The sequence below is a fragment of the Pseudomonas sp. NPDC090203 genome (assembly GCF_044746765.1).
Taxonomy (GTDB): domain Bacteria; phylum Pseudomonadota; class Gammaproteobacteria; order Pseudomonadales; family Pseudomonadaceae; genus Aquipseudomonas; species Aquipseudomonas putida_AD.
Window position 1 is genome coordinate 68,514 of record NZ_JBIVCV010000010.1, and the last position, 15,371, is coordinate 83,884.

Sequence of the window (15,371 nt, forward strand, 5' to 3'; positions counted from 1 at the left end):
TAAAATGTTCATTTCGCGCAGACGAGCGGAGAAACAAGCACGCAGCTGCGCGCCACGAGGCGCAGGTCGGACACAAATCCCGGTAGCGGGTAATATTGCCCGCTTGCTGATGGAGATTCTCTTGTCCGACACCCGCCCTCCCGCTCTCGACGAAATCGATCGCCAGTTGATCGCGGCCCTGCAGATCAACGCTCGCGAGCCCGTCGCCAATCTGGCCCGGCAGTTGGGGATCGCACGTACCACTGTCACCTCTCGCCTGGCGCGCCTGGAGAAAACCCGAATCATCACCGGCTACGGCGTGCGCCTGAGCCAGCGGGTCGTCGATGGCGGCCTGCAGGCGTATGTCGGGATCACCGTGCAGCCTCGTTCGGGCAAGGAAGTGTTGCGGCGTTTGAGCGCGCTGGCGCAGGTTCAGCAGTTGTGCGCGGTCAGTGGCGAATTCGACTACGTGGCCTGGCTGCGCACCGATTCACCCGAACAGCTGGACCAGTTGCTGGACCTGATCGGCAGCGTCGACGGCGTGGAAAAGACCACCACCTCGATCATCCTCAGCAGCAAGATCGATCGCGGGCAGCCGGTCTGACCAAAAAGTTCGTCATTTTGACTGATTTATCTACACAACGACGACACTCTGCGTCTTATTAACGTCTCAACTGTTATCTAGACTTTCCTTTTCGCGCCACAGTCGAACAAGGTCAGTCCATGAAGAACAATCGCCACCCCGCCGACGGCAAAAAACCGATCACGATTTTCGGTCCGGACTTTCCGTTCGCCTTTGACGACTGGATCGAACACCCGGCCGGTCTGGGCAGCATTCCCCAGGAAAATCACGGCAAGGAAGTGGCCATCGTCGGCGCCGGTATCGCGGGGTTGGTCGCGGCTTACGAGTTGATGAAACTGGGCCTCAAGCCTGTCGTCTACGAAGCCTCGAAAATGGGCGGCCGCCTGCGCTCGCAGCAATTCGAAGGCGCCGAAGGCATCATTGCCGAGCTGGGCGGCATGCGCTTCCCGGTGTCCTCCACGGCGTTCTACCACTACGTCGACAAACTGGGTCTTGAATCAAAACCCTTCCCCAACCCGCTGACCGCAGCCTCTGGCAGCACTGTCATCGACCTGGAAGGCGCTACCCACTACGCACAGAAACTGTCGGACTTGCCTGCGCTGTTTCAGGAAGTGGCTGACGCCTGGGCCGATGCGCTGGAAGATGGCGCGCAGTTCGCCGACATTCAGCAAGCCATCCGCGACCGCGACGTGCCGCGCCTAAAGGAACTGTGGGACAAGCTGGTGCCGCTGTGGGACGACCGCACTTTCTACGATTTCGTCGCCACCTCAAAAGCCTTCGCCAAGCTGTCGTTCTATCACCGCGAAGTGTTCGGCCAGGTCGGTTTCGGCACCGGCGGCTGGGACTCGGACTTCCCCAACTCGATGCTGGAAATCTTTCGCGTGGTAATGACCAACTGCGACGATCACCAGCACCTCATCGTCGGCGGCGTCGAGCAAGTGCCGCTGGGGATCTGGCGTCACGCGCCGGAGCGGTGCGCTCACTGGCCGGAAGGCACCAGCCTCGCGACCCTGCACCACGGCGCGCCGCGTACCGGGGTCAAGCGCATTGCCCGCTCAGCCGACGGCCAGTTTGCCGTCACCGATAACTGGGGTGACACCCGGCATTACGACGCTGTGCTCGCCACCTGCCAGAGCTGGCTGCTGACCACCCAGATCGAATGCGAAGAGTCGCTGTTCTCGCAGAAGATGTGGATGGCCCTGGACCGTACCCGCTACATGCAGTCGTCGAAAACCTTTGTCATGGTCGATCGCCCGTTCTGGAAGGACAAGGACCCGGAAACCGGCCGCGACCTGATGAGCATGACCCTGACCGACCGCCTGACCCGCGGCACCTACCTGTTCGACAACGGCACCTACGCCAATGGCACCGAGAAGCCGGGCGTGATTTGTCTGTCGTACTCATGGATGAGCGATGCGCTGAAAATGCTGCCGCATCCGGTGGAAAAGCGCGTCAGCCTGGCCTTGGGCGCGCTGAAAAAGATCTACCCGAAGGTAGATATCGCCGCGCGCATCATCGGAGATCCGATCACGGTGTCGTGGGAAGCCGACCCGCATTTCCTTGGTGCCTTCAAGGGTGCACTGCCGGGGCACTACCGCTACAACCAGCGGATGTATGCGCACTTCATGCAGAAGGACATGCCTGACGATCAGCGCGGCATTTTCATCGCCGGCGACGACGTGTCATGGACGCCCGCCTGGGTCGAGGGCGCAGTGCAGACCTCGCTCAATGCGGTGTGGGGCATCATGACCCACTTCGGCGGCAAGACCCACGCCGAGAACCCGGGACCGGGTGACGTTTTCCACGAAATCGGCCCGGTCGTGTTGCCGGAATAAGAGGCTCTCCATGCGCGTCGCTTTGTATCAATGCCCACCCCTGCCGCTGGACATCAGCGGCAACCTGCAGCGCCTGAATACCCAGGCGATCGAAGCGGCGGCCCAAGGCGCTGCGCTGCTGGTCTGCCCGGAGATGTTTCTCAGTGGCTACAACATCGGCGCGCAGGCCGCACGTTCACTGGCCCAGCGCAGCGATGGCCCGGCGGCACAAGCCATCGCCACCATCACCCAGGCGACTGGCGTAGCGATTCTGTATGGCTATCCGGAGCTGGGCGAGAACGATCAGGTCTTCAACTCGGTGCAGTTGATCGACGCCAAAGGTGCACGCCTCTGCAATTACCGTAAGACACATCTCTACGGTGAGCTGGACAAGTCGATGTTCAGTGCAGGAGAGGAGCATTTTCCGGTGGTGGAATTCGACGGCTGGAAGCTGGGTTTCCTGATCTGCTATGACGTGGAATTTCCCGAGAACACCCGGCGGCTGGCGCTGGAAGGCGTGAACCTGATTCTGGTGCCGACCGCCAACATGGAGCCGTACGATTTTGTCGCCGAAGTCACCGTGCGTGCGCGCGCGTTCGAAAACCAGTGCTATCTGGTTTACGCCAACTATTGCGGCAGTGAAGGCCCGATTCATTACTGCGGACTGAGCAGCATTTGTGCGCCGGACGGCAAGCAGGTCGGGCTGGCGGGGCACGAGGAAGCCCTGGTGATGGCGGATCTGGATCGGCAGGTCATGAGCGAATCCCAAGCGATCAACACCTACTTCAATGACCGACGCCCCGGTTTCTATTCAGGGCTGAGCAAACCCTGAGTAGCACCTCACCCGTAGCAGCACGGCTTGCCGGCGGGAGTGGTGTGTCAGTCACTGCATTAATTACTGACACACCGCCCCCGCCGGCAAGCCGTGCTGCTACGGACCGCTGTATACATGCCGCCTGTTCTGTAATCCGCTAGCATGACCCTTCACTCTCCTACGCGACTGCGAAAATCGTCATGCCTGCACCCGATGCAACCACCCACCGCTCCCTGACCCTGCCCAACGGCCTGCGGGTGGAGCTGTGCTGTGCGCCGCGCCTGAAGCGTTCTGCAGCGGCACTGCGGGTGGCGGCGGGCAGCCATGATGTGGCGTCGCAATGGCCGGGGTTGGCGCACTTCCTCGAGCATCTGTTCTTTCTCGGCACGGAGCGATTTCCTGCCGATCAGAAGCTGATGGCCTACGTTCAGCGTCATGGCGGGCAACTCAACGCCAGCACTCGCGAACGCACTACCGACTTTTTCTTCGAGCTGGCGCCTGCTGCATTCGCCGGAGGTCTTGCGCGGCTGTGCGAAATGCTCGCGCATCCTCGTATGACGCTGGACGATCAGTTGCGGGAAAGGGAAGTGTTGCACGCAGAATTCATCGCCTGGTCGCGGGATGCCGCATCACGGGAACAGCTCAAGCGCTTGCAGCCGTTGTCGCCTCTGCACCCCTTGCGCGGATTCCACGCTGGTAATCGCTTCAGCTTGCCGGTCCCGCGTCAGGCATTTCAGCAGGCGCTGCGGGATTTTTATCGCACCTTCTATCAGGCCGGCCAGATGACCTTGAGCCTGGCCGGGCCGCAGCCGCTGGATGAGTTGGAGGCTCTGGCGCGGGCCCATGGCGGGTATTTCACAAAGGGCAGTCGGGTGGAGCAACAGATGCCCCCGGCGCTGCTGGATGGCCAGCGCGAATACAAGGCCGATACCGATCAGCGTCAGATTCATCTGATGTTCCCGTGCGAAGGGCTGCCCGAGGGGCACGAACAGACGGCGGCCTTTCTCTGCACGTGGATGAACAATACGCAACCGGGCGGGCTGGTGGCGCAATTGCGGGAGCGGGGGGTGATCGACTCGTTGAAGGCTCAGGTGGTGTATGAGTTCGCGGAGCAGGTGTTGCTGGAAGTTGAGGTCGCGCTTTCGGACGCCGTCGCGGGCAAGCGCGCTCCTACAGAAAATCGCGCACACCCTGTAGGAGCGCGCTTGCCCGCGACAACGCCAGACCAGGCAACACAGATCCAAAGCCTGATATGCCACTGGCTGACATTCTTCAAAACCCACTACCACAAACTCCTCGGCGAGCACGCGCGCCTGGAACAACGTCGCCTCGCCGTCAGCACCGCCCTGCCCCTGGCCCGGCACTACAGCGCCCAGCCAACGGACTTGAACGATAACGCGATCGACGCCCTTCTCGACCAGCTCACAGCCCAGGTCAATTTGCCATCCACGGCCTTGGGCGAGATCAACTGGCGCTTGCCTGAGGCCAACCCGTTCCTGCGCGCGCCATCCACGCCGATCAGCACCGCCATTACGCTGCCTGCCATGACCTTCAGCGGCGCCCTGCCGACGACAGGCGAGGGTGCCCTCTATCTGCGCTGGACGCTACCCGCGCCGCAGCCGATGCTGCACCGAATGCTCAACGCCAGCCTCAAGGCCCTGAGCGCAGATGCCCAACAGGCAGGCGTCACGCTGGCATTCACGGCCTACGGCAACTATTGGCAACTCAAATTGAGTGGCCTGGCCGAACCTGTACCGGCCGTGCTGGAAAAAGCGCTGCAATTGCTCTCACGTCCCGACGAGCAAACCCTGGCGAGATACGGTCAGCCGCTGACAGAACCCGCCCCCATTCCAATCCGTCAGTTGCTCGCCACCCTTGCTGATCACTTTTTGAACAGTACGCTTACCACGGAAACCAACGACCTGCAGAGCGTCTGGGCCAGCTCGCGCTGGATCGGGTTCGCCACAGGGGTCGGCCCCGCGCTGAACCACACCCTGCAACAGGTGCCCGGCAACCCGGATAACGCGCCGATAGAACCGGCTGGGCAGATCCCAGGCCAGCGCTGGCGCAGCGAGCCGTCGGACTCTTCTGAAAATGCCGTGCTGCTTTTCTACCCAACGCCTTCAAACAGCACCGAGGATGAAGCCATCTGGCGGCTATTCGCCCATCTGGTTCAGGCGCCGTTCTACCAACGTCTTCGGGTGGAAATGCAACTGGGCTACGCAGTTTTCAGCGGTTTCCGACAGATTGCCGGGCAAGGCGGGCTGTTGTTTGGCGTGCAATCTCCCAGCGCCGACGTTGAACAACTGGTAGGACACATCGAGACATTCCTGCAAACCTTGCCTGAGCTGGTCGCGCAAGCAGACCTGCCTGCGGAGCTCGGAACGCTGGCCGGCCAGATGGACCTTGGCGCCATGGAAATCCCCGCAGCGGCCGAGCTTCTCTGGCAGGCGCACCTGTGCGGGCACCCCCAGGATTACCTCGAGCGGCTGCAACATTCGTTTGCACATTTGACCCCAGCGATGCTGCGGGATGCCGCCAGTCGGATAGCGCTACCTCAGACGGCCCGCCTTTGCCTGGCAAACCGCCCTAACCCACGCGTCTAGCTGGCTGCAGCGAACCCATCGTTGCCTGATCTGTAAAAATCTTTATCGGATATTTCATCATTGAGTCGGCGTTATTTTTAGTAACATAGCTGCCTAAGCATTTGAACGTCTCCTCTCGTAGGTGTACTAAAGATGTACCCACCCACCGTTGCATTAACCCAGAAGGAGTCTTTTATGTGGACTAAACCTGCTTACACTGATCTGCGCATCGGCTTTGAAGTAACCATGTACTTCGCAAGCCGTTAATGTTTGCGCGGTGACAAGCCTCGGTTCGCCGGGGCTTTTTTGTTCCAGCACTCAAGATTTTTCTGGCCCGGCAGGCGGCCAATCGGCACGGAGTATCCATGCACATCCAGATTCTCGGCTCCGCTGCAGGCGGCGGTTTCCCCCAATGGAACTGCAACTGCGTCAATTGCGCAGGCTTTCGTGACGGCAGCCTGCGGGCACATGCTCGCACTCAGTCATCCATTGCCCTGTCAGATGACGGCGTGAATTGGGTACTGTGCAACGCCTCCCCCGACATCCGGGCGCAACTGCAAGGCTTTGCCCCCATGCAGCCCAATCGCGGCCTGCGCGACACCGGCATCAGCGCGATCATCCTGATGGACAGCCAGATCGACCACACCACGGGGCTTTTGAGCCTGCGCGAGGGTTGCCCGCATCAGGTGTGGTGTACCGACATGGTCCATGAAGACCTGACCACCGGCTTCCCGCTGTTCAACATGCTCAAGCACTGGAACGGTGGCCTTGTGTGGAACCGCATCGAACTGAAAGGCAGCTTCGTGATTCCGGCTTGCCCGAACCTGCGCTTTACGCCGTTTCCTCTGCGCAGCGCGGCGCCGCCCTACTCGCCGCACCGATTCGACCCACACCCGGGCGATAACATCGGGCTGATGGTCGAAGACCTCAGGACCGGCGGCAAGCTGTTCTACGCGCCGGGCCTGGGCAAGGTCGATGATGCCCTCATGGAGAAAATGAGCGGCGCCGACTGCTTGCTGGTGGACGGCACGATGTGGGACGACGACGAGATGAAGCGGCGCGGCGTGGGCACGCGCACCGGGACCGAAATGGGCCACCTGGCGCAGAATGGCCCGGGCGGAATGCTCGAAGTGCTGGAAAAGCTGCCACGCCAGCGCAAGGTGCTGATCCACATCAACAACACCAACCCGATCCTCGACGAAGACTCGCCCGAGCGCGCGGAACTGGCCCGCCGCGAAGTCGAAGTGGCCTTCGATGGCATGAGTATCGAGCTTTAAGGAGCCGACATGACCGAACGCGCTGCAATGTCTCCCGCCGAATTCGAACAGGCCCTCCGTGCCAAGGGCGCGTATTACCACATCTATCACCCGTATCACGTGGCGATGTATGAGGGCCGCGCCACTCGCGAGCAGATTCAGGGCTGGGTCGCCAATCGCTTCTATTACCAGGTGAACATTCCCCTGAAAGACGCGGCAATTCTGGCCAACTGTCCGGATCGCGAGATTCGTCGCGAGTGGATTCAGCGCCTGCTCGACCACGACGGCGCCCCCGGTGAAGACGGCGGCATCGAAGCCTGGTTGCGCCTGGGCCAGGCGGTCGGTCTGGACCCTGACCAACTGCGCTCGCAGGAATTGGTACTGCCAGGCGTAAGATTCGCTGTCGATGCCTATGTGAATTTCGCCCGGCGCGCCAACTGGCAGGAAGCGGCTAGCAGCTCCCTGACCGAACTGTTCGCCCCGCAGATCCACCAGTCCCGCCTCGACAGCTGGCCGCAGCATTACCCATGGATCGACCCGGCCGGCTACGAATACTTCCGCACCCGGCTAGGCCAGGCACGACGCGACGTGGAGCATGGTCTGGCGATCACGCTGGAGCACTACACGACCTGGGAAGGCCAGCAGCGCATGCTGGAAATTCTGCAGTTCAAACTCGACATTTTGTGGAGCATGCTCGATGCCATGAGCATGGCTTACGAGCTGAACCGACCGCCCTATCACAGCGTCACTGACCAGCGCGTCTGGCACAAAGGTATCGAGCTATGAGCTTCAATCGCGAACACGTCCCCACTTGGCGCCGTGGCTACCGCTTCCAGTTCGAACCGGCGCAGAATGGCCATGTGCTGCTGTACCCGGAAGGCATGATCAAGCTCAACGAGAGCGCCGCTGAAATTGGCGGCCTGATCGACGGCAAACGCAGCGTCGGTGCGATCATTGCCCTACTGGACGAGAAATTCCCCGGCGTTCCCGAGCTTGGCAGCGATGTCGAGCAATTCATGGAGGTCGCGCGTGCAGAACACTGGATCGAGCTTGCCTGACGCTGCAACCCAAGCCCCCGCGTCCGGCGAATCCAAGGTGCACATCCCGCCCACGCCCCCGGTCGGGCTGCCGCTGTGGCTGCTCGCGGAATTGACCTACCGCTGCCCACTGCAATGTCCGTACTGCTCCAATCCGCTGGACTTCGCCAGGCAGGGGCAGGAGCTGACAACCGAACAGTGGTTCAAGGTCATGGCCGAAGCCCGGCAAATGGGCGCGGCGCAAATCGGCTTTTCCGGCGGTGAGCCGCTGGTGCGCCAGGATCTTTCGCTATTGATCGCCGAAGCGCGGCGGCTGGGGTTTTACACCAACCTCATCACCTCCGGCATTGGCCTGACCGAGCAGAAAATCATCGATTTCAAGGAAGCCGGCCTGGACCACATCCAGATCAGCTTCCAGGCCAGCGACGAGCAAGTGAACAACATGCTCGCAGGCTCAAAAAAAGCCTTCGCCCAGAAGCTGGAAATGGCCCGTGCGGTGAAAAAGCACGGCTATCCGATGGTGCTCAACTTCGTGACCCACCGGCACAATATCGACCGCATCGACAAGATCATCGAGCTGTGTGTGGCGCTGGAGGCGGACTTCGTAGAATTGGCGACTTGCCAGTTCTACGGCTGGGCGCACCTGAACCGCGTCGGCCTTCTGCCGACCAAGGATCAACTGGTGCGCGCCGAACGCATCACCAACGAATACCGGGAGAAGCTTGCCGCCGAGAATCATCCGGTGAAGCTGATTTTCGTCACACCCGACTATTACGAAGAGCGCCCGAAAGCCTGCATGAACGGCTGGGGCAACCTGTTCCTGACCGTCACGCCGGATGGCACCGCCCTGCCCTGCCACGGCGCGCGGCAGATGCCGATCCAGTTCCCCAATGTGCGTGATCACAGCATGCAACACATCTGGTATGACTCTTTCGGCTTCAATCGCTTTCGCGGTTACGAATGGATGCCCGAGCCGTGCCGCTCCTGCGATGAAAAGGAAAAGGATTTCGGCGGCTGCCGTTGCCAGGCCTTCATGCTGACGGGCGATGCCAGCAACGCGGACCCTGTGTGCAGCAAATCACAGCACCACGGGCTGATCACCCAAGCCCGCGACGAAGCCGAGTATGCTAGCCAGACCATCGAGCAACTGGCTTTTCGCAATGAACGAAACTCACGACTCATCGCCAAATCCTGATCTGTTCTCTGCCGCCCAGGCTGTGGCGGCAGGCGTCGATTTTTCCGAGCTGAGCGTCAGCGCCGCCGGCCTCTTCTGGATCGAATTTCGCCCGCAGGATGCCGCCTCGCGCATCTGGCGCTGGAGCAACGGCCTCACCTCCTGCCTGACGCCCGAAGGTTTCAGCGTCCGCACCCGGGTCTACGAGTACGGCGGCGGGTCGTTCTGCCTGACTGACGGCGCGCTGGTGTTCGTCAACGAGGCCGACCAGCAGCTCTACCTCCAGGCGTTTGACTCCATCACCCCGCAGCCACTGACCCAGGGTGACAGGCGCTTTGCCGACCTGAGCGCGGCCCGCGGCCAGGTGTTCGCCGTGGAAGAGGATCAGGACACGCACCGTCTGGTGAGCATTGACCTGGCAGATGGCAGGCGTGAAGTGCTGGCCGAGGGTGCGGACTTTTATGCGGCACCCACCCTGAGCCCCGACGGCGAGCGGCTGGTGTGGATCGAGTGGTGGCGCCCGCACCAGCCCTGGACTTCGACGCGGCTGTTGAGTGTCGAGCGTCTGGCTGATGGTACGTGGGGACGCGCGCACTGCCTGGCGGGCGGGCTGGGGCTCGAAGCGTTGCAGCAACCGCGTTTCGACGAGCAAGGCACGCTGTATTGCATTACCGACCGGGGCGGGTTTTGGCAGCCCTGGGTCGAGACACTGGACGGCTTCAAGGCCCTGCCCGCCGCCAAGGCCGATCACGCGGACGCTCCTTGGCAAATGGGCGCTTCGAGCTGGCTGCCGACTGGTAATAATGGCTATCTGGCCACCTGGTCGGAGAATGGCGTTGGTGTGCTTGGCCTGCACAGGACTGACGGCTCGGTGGACGATTTCAGCGGCGATTACAACCGTTTTCGTAGCCTGGCGATGGATGATCAGTACATTTACTGCATCGCTGCGTCGGCAGTCAGCCTTGCGGCCGTGATCGCCATCAATCGACAGGACAAAACCGTCCAGTTGCTGGCAGGCGGGGTCACGCCCCTGCCCGCCGAGCGTATCAGCCGCCCGCAGACCTTGCGCTATCCAAGCGGCTCGGGCGAGGCACACGGCTACTTCTATCCGGTCATGAACGGCGACGCGAAACCGCCACTGGTGGTGTTCGTCCATGGCGGGCCGACCTCAGCCTGCTACCCGGTGCTGGACCCGCGCATCCAGTTCTGGACCCAGCGCGGGTTTGCCGTGGCCGACCTCAACTATCGCGGCAGCACCGGTTACGGCCGGGCGTATCGGCAGGCGCTGTTTCTGGAGTGGGGCGCGGTGGACGTCGAAGACGCCTGCGCCGTGGTCGGGCATCTGGCCGAACGCGGGCTGATCGACCCTAGCCAGGCCTTCATCCGTGGCAGCAGCGCGGGTGGATACACGACGCTCTGTGCGCTGGCGTTCAAGGATGTGTTTCGTGCAGGTGCCAGCTTGTATGGCGTGAGCGACCCGCTGGCCCTGGCCGAAGCGACCCACAAGTTCGAGGCGGATTATCTGGACTGGCTGATCGGCGATCCGGACATCGACATGGCGCGCTACAAAGAACGCACGCCGCTGTTACATGCTGACAGAATCAAGGTGCCGGTGATCTTCTTTCAGGGCGAGCTGGACGCGGTGGTCGTCCCCGCCCAGACCCGCGACATGCTCGAAGCGATGAGGGAACGGGGCATTCCGGCAGAAGGCCACTTTTACCCTGAAGAACGCCACGGTTTCCGCAAGGCCGAGAACCTTGCCCATGCGCTGGAAAGCGAATGGGCGTTTTATCGCAAGGTGATCGACAGCTGAGAAACCCGGACCGTAGCAGTCCGACTTGCCGGCGTGGCGGATTCAAGATCGCTCCCGCCGGCAAGCCGTGCTGCTACGAAGCGTTCGCCGAAAATCGCTGAATGGTCACCTCTCATCCCGTAGTAGTCCGGCTTGCCGGCGTGGCGGATTTAAAATCGCAATCGCTGGCAAGCCGGATGAAGACAGGGAAATCCAGGCGACGCTCTTACTTACGGCTGGCAATGATGTAGACCGCGTGGATGATCCCCGGGAAATAACCCAGCAGCGTCAGCAGAATATTCAGCCAGAACGCACCGCCGAATCCGACTTGCAGGAACACGCCCAGGGGTGGCAGCAGGATGGCGACGATGATGCGAATGATGTCCATGGGTGAAGCTCCTGATCGATAAGAGGCCTGTATGGCCCACACAGCTAATCGACCCTGGCGCGTTGGCGGGGTTCAACATCGCATGTCATCAAGCCATCACCCCGGAAAAAAAGCGCCCCGCTCCCAGAGATCCGGTGCGGGGCGAGGCGTACAAAACGCAAGACGGTATTCGGTTATGCAAACAGGCCGTGCAAAGCCTGGATATACGGCGCTGCCTTGGGTTGAGGTCTGGGCGCGGGCCTTGGCGCATGGTGGGAAACCGGCTCCGGCACAAAGCCCGGCAACCTGTCGAGATCAGCCGTGCAGGCATGGCCGCGCACCAGCAACGCCGCGCTGCGGGGGCTGCAATTGGAATGGTCGCCCAGCACCACGATATCGGCGCTGATGCCATAGGCCTCTTCGCACAGCAACCCGCCCTGCTGCCCGGTCGAGCCGCGGGCATCATTGAGAATCAGCAGGATGTTCAGCTCGTGGCACAGCGTGGCCACACCTTGCACATAAGCCTGAAAGGCAGGTGTCACGACGCTCTGCCCCTGGAACGGCTCAAGCACGATGGCAACAGTGGCGGAATCGACAGCCGCATCCACCGCAGCCAGGTCATTGAACGGCACCTTAAAACAGTCCGAAACCATCGACTCGATCAGCCCGTCGAAGCGTCCGCCGCTGGCGAGGACCACGCCACACTTGCCGCGCCGATGCCGCTGACCCCATTTGCGGGCCAGCGTCATCGCTCCCGCACAAGCGTCGGATTCACTGGCGAACAGGCCGGCTTCGTCACAGCCGGTGCGAAGGCGCAGACGCTGCAGAGGCGATAGAAGCGAGTGACCCAAACCCTGATCCGGATTTTTCGCTTTACCTATGTAAACACCCTTGGCACCAGCACTTGTCATCGCGTGTTATCGCTCTGTAACCCTCGTGAGTTGCGCGTAGACTAAGGGCCATCAGCCGAAACGACCATTTCGATTTTCCAGCCATTTCGATAAGTATTGCTTATGGATTTCCGCCAACTGCGTTATTTCGTCGCGGTCTACGAAGAGGGCCATGTAGGACGCGCTGCCGAGCGCCTTTCGCTCTCACAACCTGCGCTCTCCCAGCAGATCCGCCTGCTTGAGCACAGCCTGGACGTCAGCCTCTTTGAACGCAGCAGCAAACGCCTGCTGCCGACGCTGGCCGCGCACACCCTCTACAACCACGCGGTGCCGCTGCTCGAAGGCATGCAGCGGGCGCGGGATGCGCTGCGCAACTTCAAGGGCCAGTCCCAGCGCACCCTGGCCATCGGTGTGATGCAGACCGTGCATTCAAGTCTGGTGCCGCAAATGCTCGAACACGTGCGCAAGGCCCAGCCGCATCTGGTGGTGCAGATCTATGAATTGAGCGCGATGGAGATCGAGCGCCGCCTGCTCAACGGCTCGCTCGACATCGGCATCAGTTACCTGCCGCCGCGTCAGCCGGGTTTGCACGGCATGTTGCTGTACGAAGACGAACTCAAGCTGGTCATCCCGGCCAGTCATCCGCTGCGTGAATTCAAGAAGGTGTCGATGAGCCAGGCGGCGGAGATGCCGATGCTGTTGCTGGGCGAAGAGTTTCAGGTGCGGCAGATCTGGCAGAGCCAACTGGCCAACCTCGGTCGCCGCCCCCATGTGCAGGCCGAGCTGAACAACATGGCGGGCATTCTCGACAGCCTCACCCACATGAAGCTTGCGACGGTGTTGCCCGGGCGGGCGCAGAATATTCAGGAAGATGTCGAGCTCTTGTGGAAGCCGTTGAGCGAACCGCGGGTGCCGCTGCAGATTGGCCTGGTGTATCGGGATGCACAAAGACAGCAGGCGACTCTGGAGTTGCTCAAGTCGGTGCTCGATGAGGTGGAGAATCCCAAACCCCCACCGTTTGCAGGGACCTGAGCAGAGGCGAGATTTTGCAGGGCGCAGATAAAAGAAAACCCCGCCTAAGCGAGGTTTTCCAGACTGTTTCCCTGTGACTTCCCTTTCTTCCCGCCGTCCTGGCAGGTATTCCCTACGTGTCCATGTTATCTGTTTGCGCATCCTGCGCGACGTCCATGTGTGTAGATTAAACTTGGATCCGATTCCGCGATAGAGCTAAATGCCAGCACGTCGTGTAAGCAAATGCTTACACGAGCGCGACGGACTCAGAACTGCGCTGCGTCCAGCAGATACAGGGATTCGCTGCCGGCTTTCACCGACGCCGCAAGCGATTGAATTCGCGGCAAAAGACGCGCGAAGTAGAAACGTGCGGTGCCCATCTTGCTGGCATAGAAATCTTCCTGCGCCTCTTTGCCCAACGCCGCTTTTGCCGACATCGCCCACATGTAGGCGTAAGCCACATAACCGAACACGTGCAGATACTCGACAGAAGCCGCGCCGATCTCGTTTGGATTGCTGCGCGCACGGTCCAGAACCCAGTCGGTCAATTCATCGAGGGTGGTGAGAGCGGTGCCCAGCGGCTTGGTGAACTCACCCAGAGTCGCGTCGGATGCATCGATGAACTGACGCACTTCGTCACTGAACAATCTGTAGAAAGCCCCGCCGCTGGCGACGACCTTGCGCCCCATCAGATCCAGCGCCTGGATGCCGTTGGTGCCTTCGTAAATCTGGGTAATGCGCACATCGCGCACCAGTTGCTCCTGGCCCCATTCACGAATGTAGCCGTGGCCGCCGAACACTTGCTGGCCGTGAACGGTGGTTTCCAGCCCGACATCGGTCAAGAATGCTTTGGCCACCGGCGTCAGCAGCGCCACCAGCGAATCGGCGCGCTGACGGGTATCGGCGTCATCGCTGTACTTGGCGGTGTCCAGTTGCATCGCCACGTAGGTCGAGAACGCACGGCCGCCTTCGTTCAGCGCCTTCATGGTCAGCAGCATACGGCGCACGTCGGGGTGCACGATGATCGGGTCGGCGATGGTGTCTTTGGACTGGGCACCGGTAGGCGCACGGCTTTGCAGACGGTCGCGGGCGTATTCGATGGCGTTCTGGTACGAACGCTCGCCCGATGCCAGGCCCTGAATGCCGACGCCCAGGCGCTCGTAGTTCATCATGGTGAACATCGCCGCCAGGCCCTTGTTCGGCTCGCCGATCAGGTAGCCTTCTGCCTGATCGAAGTTCATCACGCAGGTGGCAGAGGCCTGGATGCCCATCTTGTGTTCGATGGAGCCGCAGGAGACGGTGTTGCGCGCGCCCAGGCTGCCGTCGTCATTGACCAGGAATTTCGGCACCAGGAACAGCGAAATACCTTTCGGGCCCGCCGGCGCGTCCGGCAGTTTTGCCAGCACCAGGTGGATGATGTTTTCGGTGAGGTCGTGCTCGCCGCCGGTGATGAAAATCTTGGTGCCGCTGATCCTGTAGGCGCCGTCGGTCTGCGGCTCGGCCTTGGTGCGGATGATGCCCAGGTCCGTGCCGGCGTGGGCTTCGGTCAGGCACATGGAACCGGCCCAGATGCCGGCATACATGTTGGGCAGGAACTTGGTTTTGAGCGCTTCGCTGGCATGGGTGTTGATCGACACGCAGGCGCCGGAGGTCAGCATCGGGTACAGGCCGAAAGCCAGGCTCGACGAGTTGACCATCTCCTCGACCTGCGCCGAAACGGCCTTGGGCATGCCCATGCCACCGAACTCGGGGTTGCCGCCCACACCGACCCAGCCGCCTTCGGCATAGGTCTTGTAGGCCTGGACGAAACCGGCCGGCGTGGTCACGGCGGTGTCCTTCCAGTGACAGCCTTCTTCATCGGCGGCGCGGCTCAGGGGCGCGACGGACTTGCTGGTGACCTTGCCCGCTTCCTCAAGAATGGCCTCGACGGTTTCGGCATCCACCACCTCGGCCAATTCAGGCAGCGTGGCCCAGAGGGAGGAGATGTCGAATACTTCATTGAGGACGAAGCGCATATCGCGCAGCGGCGCTTTGTAGTCAGCCATGGCAAACCTCGCAAACAGCAGCAG

General features: G+C 61.4%; 14 protein-coding genes. 11 read left to right on the forward strand and 3 right to left on the reverse strand.

Annotated elements, in window-relative coordinates; genetic code table 11:
• Positions 1-121 precede the first annotated feature (121 nt).
• The 10 genes from ACIPO9_RS18070 to ACIPO9_RS18115 all read left to right on the forward strand — a co-directional run bounded on the left by ACIPO9_RS18070 (position 122) and on the right by ACIPO9_RS18115 (position 11,055).
• Entirely contained in the window at positions 122-583 is a 462-nt protein-coding gene (locus ACIPO9_RS18070; RefSeq protein ID WP_274131486.1) for an Lrp/AsnC family transcriptional regulator, read from the forward strand.
• A gap of 119 nt (positions 584-702) precedes the next feature.
• On the forward strand, positions 703-2,397 hold the full coding sequence (locus tag ACIPO9_RS18075; RefSeq protein ID WP_400782564.1) for a flavin monoamine oxidase family protein: 1,695 nt from the start codon (positions 703-705) through the stop codon (positions 2,395-2,397).
• A 10-nt stretch (positions 2,398-2,407) separates the two neighbouring features.
• Positions 2,408-3,208: a carbon-nitrogen hydrolase family protein gene (locus ACIPO9_RS18080; protein ID WP_400782567.1), complete on the forward strand. Its 801-nt coding sequence runs from the start codon at positions 2,408-2,410 to the stop codon at positions 3,206-3,208.
• A gap of 182 nt (positions 3,209-3,390) precedes the next feature.
• Entirely contained in the window at positions 3,391-5,796 is a 2,406-nt protein-coding gene (gene pqqF, locus ACIPO9_RS18085; RefSeq protein WP_400782568.1) for a pyrroloquinoline quinone biosynthesis protein PqqF, read from the forward strand.
• A 174-nt stretch (positions 5,797-5,970) separates the two neighbouring features.
• Positions 5,971-6,042 carry a pyrroloquinoline quinone precursor peptide PqqA gene (gene pqqA, locus ACIPO9_RS18090; protein ID WP_008365141.1) on the forward strand — a complete coding sequence of 24 codons (72 nt, stop codon included), beginning with the start codon at positions 5,971-5,973 and terminating at the stop codon, positions 6,040-6,042.
• 98 nt (positions 6,043-6,140) lie between these two features.
• Positions 6,141-7,052: a pyrroloquinoline quinone biosynthesis protein PqqB gene (pqqB, locus tag ACIPO9_RS18095; RefSeq protein ID WP_400782570.1), complete on the forward strand. Its 912-nt coding sequence runs from the start codon at positions 6,141-6,143 to the stop codon at positions 7,050-7,052.
• 9 nt (positions 7,053-7,061) lie between these two features.
• Positions 7,062-7,817 (forward strand): pyrroloquinoline-quinone synthase PqqC, encoded by a 756-nt coding sequence (gene pqqC / locus ACIPO9_RS18100; RefSeq protein ID WP_400782573.1) that lies wholly within the window; start codon positions 7,062-7,064, stop codon positions 7,815-7,817.
• Positions 7,814-8,089, forward strand: a complete 276-nt coding sequence (pqqD, locus tag ACIPO9_RS18105) for a pyrroloquinoline quinone biosynthesis peptide chaperone PqqD (protein WP_274131494.1) — start codon at positions 7,814-7,816, stop codon at positions 8,087-8,089. The genes pqqC and pqqD overlap by 4 nt, the downstream gene beginning before the upstream one ends.
• A complete protein-coding gene (gene pqqE / locus ACIPO9_RS18110; protein WP_400782575.1) occupies positions 8,061-9,263 on the forward strand; it encodes a pyrroloquinoline quinone biosynthesis protein PqqE in 1,203 nt (400 codons plus the stop codon). Before pqqD ends, pqqE begins: the two co-directional genes overlap by 29 nt.
• A complete protein-coding gene (locus ACIPO9_RS18115) occupies positions 9,229-11,055 on the forward strand; it encodes a prolyl oligopeptidase family serine peptidase (RefSeq protein WP_400782576.1) in 1,827 nt (608 codons plus the stop codon). The genes pqqE and ACIPO9_RS18115 overlap by 35 nt, the downstream gene beginning before the upstream one ends.
• 205 nt (positions 11,056-11,260) lie before the next feature.
• Here ACIPO9_RS18115 and ACIPO9_RS18120 read toward each other — a convergent pair whose 3' ends face one another.
• Both ACIPO9_RS18120 and ACIPO9_RS18125 read right to left on the reverse strand, forming a co-directional pair.
• The gene (locus ACIPO9_RS18120) at positions 11,261-11,422 is read right to left on the reverse strand and encodes a YqaE/Pmp3 family membrane protein (protein ID WP_274131500.1); all 162 of its coding nucleotides are present in this window, start codon (positions 11,420-11,422) and stop codon (positions 11,261-11,263) included.
• Positions 11,423-11,595: 173 nt separating this feature from the next.
• Positions 11,596-12,252 carry an aminotransferase class III-fold pyridoxal phosphate-dependent enzyme gene (locus ACIPO9_RS18125; RefSeq protein ID WP_400782578.1) on the reverse strand — a complete coding sequence of 219 codons (657 nt, stop codon included), beginning with the start codon at positions 12,250-12,252 and terminating at the stop codon, positions 11,596-11,598.
• A gap of 162 nt (positions 12,253-12,414) precedes the next feature.
• Here ACIPO9_RS18125 and ACIPO9_RS18130 point away from each other — a divergent pair, with 162 nt between their 5' ends.
• Positions 12,415-13,323: a LysR family transcriptional regulator gene (locus tag ACIPO9_RS18130; RefSeq protein WP_274131502.1), complete on the forward strand. Its 909-nt coding sequence runs from the start codon at positions 12,415-12,417 to the stop codon at positions 13,321-13,323.
• 245 nt (positions 13,324-13,568) lie between these two features.
• Here ACIPO9_RS18130 and ACIPO9_RS18135 read toward each other — a convergent pair whose 3' ends face one another.
• Complete coding sequence (locus ACIPO9_RS18135) at positions 13,569-15,347, reverse strand: acyl-CoA dehydrogenase C-terminal domain-containing protein (protein ID WP_400782580.1); 1,779 nt, start codon at positions 15,345-15,347, stop codon at positions 13,569-13,571.
• Between the last annotated feature and the right edge of the window lie 24 nt (positions 15,348-15,371).

Coding starts and splice junctions, on each gene's coding strand:
- ACIPO9_RS18075 (WP_400782564.1), top strand. CDS start 703: ATGAAGAACAATCGCCACCCCGCCGACGGCAAAAAACCGATCACGATT.
- ACIPO9_RS18080 (WP_400782567.1), top strand. CDS start 2,408: ATGCGCGTCGCTTTGTATCAATGCCCACCCCTGCCGCTGGACATCAGC.
- pqqF (WP_400782568.1), top strand. CDS start 3,391: ATGCCTGCACCCGATGCAACCACCCACCGCTCCCTGACCCTGCCCAAC.
- pqqB (WP_400782570.1), top strand. CDS start 6,141: ATGCACATCCAGATTCTCGGCTCCGCTGCAGGCGGCGGTTTCCCCCAA.
- pqqC (WP_400782573.1), top strand. CDS start 7,062: ATGACCGAACGCGCTGCAATGTCTCCCGCCGAATTCGAACAGGCCCTC.
- pqqD (WP_274131494.1), top strand. CDS start 7,814: ATGAGCTTCAATCGCGAACACGTCCCCACTTGGCGCCGTGGCTACCGC.
- ACIPO9_RS18115 (WP_400782576.1), top strand. CDS start 9,229: ATGAACGAAACTCACGACTCATCGCCAAATCCTGATCTGTTCTCTGCC.
- ACIPO9_RS18120 (WP_274131500.1), bottom strand. CDS start 11,422: ATGGACATCATTCGCATCATCGTCGCCATCCTGCTGCCACCCCTGGGC.
- ACIPO9_RS18130 (WP_274131502.1), top strand. CDS start 12,415: ATGGATTTCCGCCAACTGCGTTATTTCGTCGCGGTCTACGAAGAGGGC.
- ACIPO9_RS18135 (WP_400782580.1), bottom strand. CDS start 15,347: ATGGCTGACTACAAAGCGCCGCTGCGCGATATGCGCTTCGTCCTCAAT.